This window comes from Klebsiella sp. C283, from assembly GCF_048822555.1.
Taxonomy (GTDB): Bacteria; Pseudomonadota; Gammaproteobacteria; order Enterobacterales; family Enterobacteriaceae; genus Klebsiella; species Klebsiella quasipneumoniae.
The window spans coordinates 277,012-283,443 of sequence record NZ_JBMEZS010000010.1 but is presented as its reverse complement, the minus strand read 5'-3'; the positions used below and the strand labels follow the sequence as shown (position 1 = coordinate 283,443).

6 protein-coding genes are annotated in these 6,432 nt (G+C 56.4%); 4 read left to right on the top strand and 2 right to left on the bottom strand.

From position 1 onward, the window contains the following. The first annotated feature begins 160 nt into the window (after positions 1-160). On the top strand, positions 161-964 hold the full coding sequence (dkgB, locus tag ACOI7Z_RS20775; protein ID WP_087849221.1) for a 2,5-didehydrogluconate reductase DkgB: 804 nt from the start codon (positions 161-163) through the stop codon (positions 962-964). A gap of 32 nt (positions 965-996) precedes the next feature. Here the strand turns inward: dkgB and yafC are convergent, their stop codons facing one another. Beyond that, positions 997-1,902 (bottom strand): DNA-binding transcriptional regulator YafC, encoded by a 906-nt coding sequence (gene yafC / locus ACOI7Z_RS20770; RefSeq protein WP_023288494.1) that lies wholly within the window; start codon positions 1,900-1,902, stop codon positions 997-999. Positions 1,903-2,006: 104 nt separating this feature from the next. Here yafC and ACOI7Z_RS20765 point away from each other — a divergent pair, with 104 nt between their 5' ends. The 3 genes from ACOI7Z_RS20765 (at position 2,007) to ACOI7Z_RS20755 (ending at position 4,957) form a co-directional block, all read left to right on the top strand. Next, positions 2,007-3,197 carry an MFS transporter gene (locus tag ACOI7Z_RS20765; RefSeq protein WP_048334092.1) on the top strand — a complete coding sequence of 397 codons (1,191 nt, stop codon included), beginning with the start codon at positions 2,007-2,009 and terminating at the stop codon, positions 3,195-3,197. 102 nt (positions 3,198-3,299) lie between these two features. Continuing rightward, positions 3,300-4,097: an endonuclease/exonuclease/phosphatase family protein gene (locus ACOI7Z_RS20760; RefSeq protein ID WP_072096514.1), complete on the top strand. Its 798-nt coding sequence runs from the start codon at positions 3,300-3,302 to the stop codon at positions 4,095-4,097. Between the two features lie 89 nt (positions 4,098-4,186). Beyond that, positions 4,187-4,957: a class I SAM-dependent methyltransferase gene (locus ACOI7Z_RS20755; RefSeq protein WP_049014291.1), complete on the top strand. Its 771-nt coding sequence runs from the start codon at positions 4,187-4,189 to the stop codon at positions 4,955-4,957. A gap of 59 nt (positions 4,958-5,016) precedes the next feature. On the opposite strand, the gene mltD is transcribed toward ACOI7Z_RS20755, so the two are convergent. Further along, positions 5,017-6,384 carry a murein transglycosylase D gene (gene mltD / locus ACOI7Z_RS20750; protein ID WP_032453033.1) on the bottom strand — a complete coding sequence of 456 codons (1,368 nt, stop codon included), beginning with the start codon at positions 6,382-6,384 and terminating at the stop codon, positions 5,017-5,019. Positions 6,385-6,432 lie beyond the last annotated feature (48 nt).

Genomic DNA, 6,432 nt, shown 5'->3' with positions numbered 1-6,432 from the left:
ATAAGAGCCCTGAGCATCTGCTCAGGGCTTTTTTGTTTGATCTGTTTCCGATTATTGCTAAATCAGCAAAAATCCTCTGCATTAATCGCTCTTTTTCCCCTCCACACCATCAGCCATAATTTCATTCGTTAACCGAAATGAACAAATAACGAGGAAAAACATGGCAATCCCTGCATTTGGTCTTGGCACCTTCCGTCTGAAAGATGATGTTGTTATCGCATCCGTAAAAACCGCGCTGGAGCTGGGCTATCGTACTATCGACACCGCGCAAATCTACGACAACGAAGCCGCGGTGGGTCAGGCTCTCGCTGAGAGCGGCGTGCCGCGTGATGAGCTGTTCATCACAACCAAAATCTGGATCGAAAACCTGAGCAAAGACAAGCTGATCGCCAGCCTGCAAGAGAGCCTGCAGAAGCTACGCACTGACTATGTTGATCTGACGCTGATCCACTGGCCGTCACCGAATGATGCGGTGGCTGTTGAAGAGTTTATGGCTGCTCTGATGGAAGCGAAGGCGCTCGGCCTGACCCGTCAGATCGGTATCTCCAACTTCACTATTCCACTGATGGAGCGCGCGATTGCCGCCGTTGGCGCTGAAAACATTGCTACCAATCAGATTGAGCTTTCGCCGTATCTGCAAAACCGTAAAGTCGTCGATTGGGCGCATGAGCACGGTATCCATATCACCTCCTACATGACCCTGGCCTACGGTAAGGCGCTGAAAGATGAGGTGATTGCCCGTATCGCGGCGAAACATAATGCGACTCCGGCGCAGGTTATCCTGGCATGGGCGATGGGCGAGGGGTACGCGGTGATCCCGTCCTCGACGAAGCGTGAGAACCTGGCCAGCAACCTGAGCGCGCTGGATCTGAAGCTGGATGATGAAGATCGCCAGGCGATCGCCGCGCTGGATTGCAACGATCGGCTGGTGAGCCCGGAAGGTCTGGCGCCGCAGTGGGATTAATCTCCTGCTTCAGGTATGCCCATCAGAGGGTACTACGACAGCTCCTTCGGGAGCTGTTTTACGTGTTCGCTCAGAAAATCAATAAACGCCCTGATACGTGTGCTGACGGCTCTATCGCTGTAGTACACCGCGCTGAAGGGCATCTCCACCGGCAAACGTTTGTCGGCCAGTAGTTCAACAAACTCCCCACTGGCTATCTCTTTATCCACCATATAATCCGACAGGCAGGCAATACCGTTCCCGGTCAGACACAGTTGCTTGAGCGTTTCCCCACTGTTCGATGATACCGCCGCCTCAATCTCTAACAACTGACCATCGCAACAGGATACCGGCCAGGTGTTCAGAGAGACGGGTTCAGTAAAGCCCAGACATTGATGTTGTTTCAGATCTGACGGATGCTGCGGCACGCCGTAGCGCGAAACATACTCTGGCGAGGCGACGATCTTCCGATAGCTGGTGAACAGCGGTCGGGCGCGCAGGCTGGAATCGGTTAAGGTTCCGGCCCGAATAGCCACATCCACTTTTCGTTCAATCAGATTAATAAATGTTTCTGACGACACGAGCGACAGCGTCATTTCCGGGTAACGCTCGCGAAATGGCTTCACCAGCGGCATGAGAAAATGCAGCATCACCGGCGTCGCGGCATCCACCCGCAGCAGGCCTCGCGGCGTCGTGCGCGTTTCCAGCAGGTCGTTTTCTGCCGCCGCCATCTCCTGCAATACCACCTGCATCCGGCGAAAATAGCGCTCGCCTTCCTCTGTCAGACTGAGCTGACGGGTGGTCCGATTGAGCAGGCTAACACCAAGCTTGGACTCGAGCTTTTTGACTGCCCGGCTGACGGCAGAGTTGGCCTGACCCAGCTGTTCGGCCGCCCGGCTGAAACTCCCGCTTTCCACTACCGCCACAAAGATGGCGATCTCCTCGGATGTGGCTCTCATTATTGCACCTGTAGCAAAATTCTATTGATACTTTGATAGTTTTTGTTATTTATACAACCCTTCATACTACGTGTCATCTTAATCCTGATGCTACGGAGTAAATTATGCCACTGGCGCTATTTGCCTTAACCATCGGTGCCTTCGCAATTGGCACCACTGAATTCGTGATTGTCGGCCTGGTCCCGACGATTGCCCAACAACTCTCTATTTCGCTGCCGTCGGCAGGCCTGCTGGTTTCTATCTACGCGCTGGGCGTGGCGATCGGCGCCCCGGTGCTGACGGCGTTAACGGGGCGTATGCCGCGTAAACAGCTGCTGCTGGCGTTGATGGTCCTGTTTACGGCGGGTAATGTGCTGGCCTGGCAGGCCCCGGGCTATGAAACGCTGATCCTGGCGCGCCTGCTGACCGGTCTGGCACACGGCGTGTTCTTCTCTATTGGCTCGACAATCGCCACCAGCCTGGTGGCAAAAGAGAAAGCAGCCTCGGCTATCGCCATTATGTTCGGCGGCCTGACGGTCGCGCTGGTGACCGGGGTGCCATTCGGGACTTTCATCGGTCAGCATTTTGGCTGGCGGGAAACCTTCCTCGCGGTATCGATTCTGGGGGTGATTGCGCTTATCAGCAGTCTGATTCTGGTGCCGAATAATATCCCGGGCCGCGCCAGCGCCAGCCTGCGCGATCAGCTGAAAGTCTTAACCCATCCGCGCCTGCTGATGATCTATGCCATTACCGCGCTGGGCTATGGCGGCGTGTTTACCGCCTTTACCTTCCTTGCGCCGATGATGCAGGAGCTGGCCGGCTTCAGCCCGTCAGCCGTGAGCTGGATCCTGCTGGGCTATGGCGTTTCGGTGGCTATTGGCAACGTATGGGGCGGCAAACTGGCCGATAGGCATGGCGCCGTCTCCGCGCTGAAGTTTATCTTCGCCGCGCTGGTTGTGCTGCTGCTGGTGTTCCAGCTGACCGCCAGCATTCACTATGCCGCGCTGGCAACGGTGCTGGTGATGGGCGTTTTCGCCTTCGGCAACGTGCCGGGCCTGCAGGTGTACGTGGTGCAAAAAGCAGAGCAGTACACCCCCGGGGCTGTCGACATCGCATCCGGCCTGAATATTGCCGCCTTCAACGTCGGCATCGCGCTGGGGTCGATCGTCGGTGGACAGACGGTCGAGCGGTACGGTCTGGCGCAGACGCCGTGGATTGGCGCGGTGATTGTGCTGGTCGCTTTGCTGTTGGTGGTCCTGAGCGGACGTTTAGATAAATTGCCACGCCGTTCGGCAGCGCTTTCTCCCGAAGGCTAAGGGTTTCTCGCAATTTGCATTGAAAGTGTATGGGAAAATCCCTATAACAGAATAACCAGTCGTCGTCGGGCTGGTTTCTGTTATCGAGGATTAATGCCCAAATTGCGAAAGAACACCTACGCCATGCGCTATGTCGCCGGACAACCTGCGGAGAGAATATTGCCTCCGGGGGCGTTTGCGGGCGTGAGTCCGGTTTATCCCGCCGGCACGCCGTTAAGCAGCGATGAGAAAATCCGCGTGCTGGTGTGGAATATCTTCAAACAGCAGCGCGCAGAGTGGCAGTCGGTCCTTAAGAATTTTGGCAAAGACGCGCACTTAGTCCTGTTGCAGGAGGCGCAGACGACGCCGGAGCTGGTCAGGTTCGCGACCACCAACTATCTGGCCGCCGATCAGGTGCCTGCGCTGGTGCTGCCGCAGCATCCTTCCGGCGTGATGACGCTGGCTTCCGCCCATCCTATCTATTGCTGCCCATTGCGCGAACGTGAACCTATTTTGCGTCTGCCTAAATCAGCATTAGTGACTGTTTATCCGCTGCCCGATGCGCGGCTGTTAATGGTGGTCAATATCCATGCCGTTAACTTCAGCCTTGGCGTCGACGTCTACAGCAAACAGCTGCTGCCGATTGGCGATCAGATCGCCCATCACAGCGGGCCGGTGATCATGGCTGGCGACTTCAATGCCTGGAGCCGCCCGCGGATGAACGCCCTGTACCGCTTTGCACGCGAGATGTCGCTGCGTGAAGTTCGTTTCCCGGACGATCAGCGCCGCCGCGCGTTTGGTCGCCCGCTCGATTTTGTGTTCTACCGTGGGTTAAGCGTGCACGATGCTTCCGTGCTGGTAACCCGCGCCTCCGACCACAACCCGCTACTAGTCGAATTCAGTCCCGGCAAGCCTGATTAATTTAAGGTTGGTCAGGCCTGCCATGGGGCAGGCCTGCGCATGCATGGTGCTGCCTTTTATTACTCAAAAAACCGTAAGGACAAGACAACATGACAACACGCTCTCACCATGACAACGTCGAAAAGCAGTTCGGCTCCCAGGCCAGCGCCTATCTGACCAGCGCCGTGCACGCCTCTGGTCGCGATCTGCAGCGGCTGGCGGAACGACTGGCTGATTTTCCTCAGGCGAAAGTGCTGGATATGGGCTGCGGGGCAGGGCACGCCAGCTTTACCGCGGCGGGACAGGTTGCCGAGGTGACCGCCTATGATTTATCGAGCCAGATGCTGGAGGTCGTTGCCGCCGCGGCAAAGGAGAAAGGTTTTAGCAATATAGTGACCCAGCAGGGGTATGCCGAAACGCTGCCGTTCGCTGATGCCAGCTTTGATATCGTTATCAGCCGCTATTCTGCTCATCACTGGCATGACGTTGGCCAGGCGCTGCGCGAGGTGAAACGAGTCCTCAAGCCGGGTGGGGTGATGATCGTGATGGACGTGATGTCGCCGGGCCATGTGGTGCGAGATGTCTGGCTGCAGACGGTGGAAGCTCTGCGCGATACCTCGCACGTGCGTAATTATTCCAGCGGCGAGTGGCTGGCGCTGGCGACGGAGGCGGGGCTGGTGATTAATCAGCTGTTGACCGATCGCCTGCCGCTGGAGTTCAGTTCGTGGGTGGCGCGGATGCGTACCCCTGAGCCGCTGGTGGAGGCGATTCGTTTATACCAGCAGAGCGCCTCGGCGGAGGTGAAAGCCTACTTTGAGTTACAGCAGGATGGTTCCTTTACCAGCGATACCATCATGTTTGAAGCGCATAAAGCGGTTTAATACGGACAACAAAAAAGGCACCGGGGGAAGTCGGTGCCTTTTTATCGAACCCTGACGTATCAGGACTCTGGTCGATCGCTGTTTTTCACAAACAGCGTTAGCTGATCGCCAGGCCGCAGATTGTCGGTATCGCTGTTCCAGCGCATGACGTCGCGAATATTAACGCCATGACGTTTGGCGATGCTCGACAGCGAATCACCTTTGCGAACGCGATAGGTGATGCTATCGCTGTTATTCGCCAGACGCTGCGCGCTGCTGCCGGCGCCGATAACCAGGTTCTGTCCAACCTTCAATCCAGAGCCGCGCAGGTTATTCCACTGCTGCAGATCGCGGGTCGTGACGCCGAGACGGGAAGCAATCCCGGAAATGGTATCGCCGGAACGCACCTTATAGCTTCGGCTGGTCAGCGGCGTATTATCCGCGAGCTGCGTCGGCTGTACGGCGGCAATGTCGCCAGAGGCCAGCGATTCACGCAGCTGGGCTGCGTGTTTCTGCGGCACCATGACGTACTTTGGCCCGCTAGCGCCCAGCGTTGACCCCTTTACGCCGGCGTTGAAGGTCTTCAGCTTGCTGACCGGCATACCGGCCATATCCGCGAGCTGAGAAATATCAACCGGACTGTCGAGGCGAACGCGCGCCAGCGCACGGCTTTCATCAGCCGTAGGCAACTTCACGCCGTAACGTTTGCTGTTTTTGAGGATGTCGCTCAATGCCAGCATTTTCGGTACGTAGACTTTCGTTTCATGCGGCAGAGATAGCGACCAGAAATCGGTGGGTTTGCCACGCGAACGGTTCGCTTTCACTGCCTTCATGACCCGACCTTCGCCGCTGTTATATGCCGCAACCGTTAACAACCAGTCGCCGTCGAACATTTTGTTCAGACGTTGCATCATGTCCAGCGCCGCGGTAGTCGATGCGACAACGTCACGACGCGCATCGTAACTGCGGGTCTGTTTTAAACCATAATTGCGCCCTGTGCTCGGAATGATCTGCCAGATGCCTGCGGCATTGGCGCCAGACGTCGCGTGTGGGTCAAAAGCGCTCTCCACTATGGGTAGTAATACCAGTTCCATTGGCATGTTACGTTTCTTAACCTGCCCGGCTATCCAGTACATATACGGCTCTGCCCGTAAAGTTACATCGTGGAGATAGCTCTTATTTCTTAAGTACTTCTGTTTTTGCTCGCGAATCCGGGGGTTATCCGGTATTCCCATCTTTAGCTCGTCGCCTATGGAAGTCCACAGATCCTGGTCTTGCGCGTAGAAGGTTCCATCATCTAACCAGCGCGCTTGACTTGTGAACTTGCCTGCTTCCCCTTGACCAGCCGCAGAAAGGCTCTGTGCTCGCTGTTCGACGGTGCCATCGTGCTTAGACGCCTGGCACCCCACCAGCAGGACAGAGGCGAATAATATCGCTCGTGCCTTCATGTGTGTGTCAATAGTTGCTTAAAAGACGACCAAGGATAACGGCGAAGT

Bases quoted from the DNA above. Each gene is read 5' to 3' on its own strand.
- dkgB (WP_087849221.1), top strand. From the start codon at position 161: ATGGCAATCCCTGCATTTGGTCTTGGCACCTTCCGTCTGAAAGATGAT.
- yafC (WP_023288494.1), bottom strand. From the start codon at position 1,902: ATGAGAGCCACATCCGAGGAGATCGCCATCTTTGTGGCGGTAGTGGAA.
- ACOI7Z_RS20765 (WP_048334092.1), top strand. From the start codon at position 2,007: ATGCCACTGGCGCTATTTGCCTTAACCATCGGTGCCTTCGCAATTGGC.
- ACOI7Z_RS20755 (WP_049014291.1), top strand. From the start codon at position 4,187: ATGACAACACGCTCTCACCATGACAACGTCGAAAAGCAGTTCGGCTCC.
- mltD (WP_032453033.1), bottom strand. From the start codon at position 6,384: ATGAAGGCACGAGCGATATTATTCGCCTCTGTCCTGCTGGTGGGGTGC.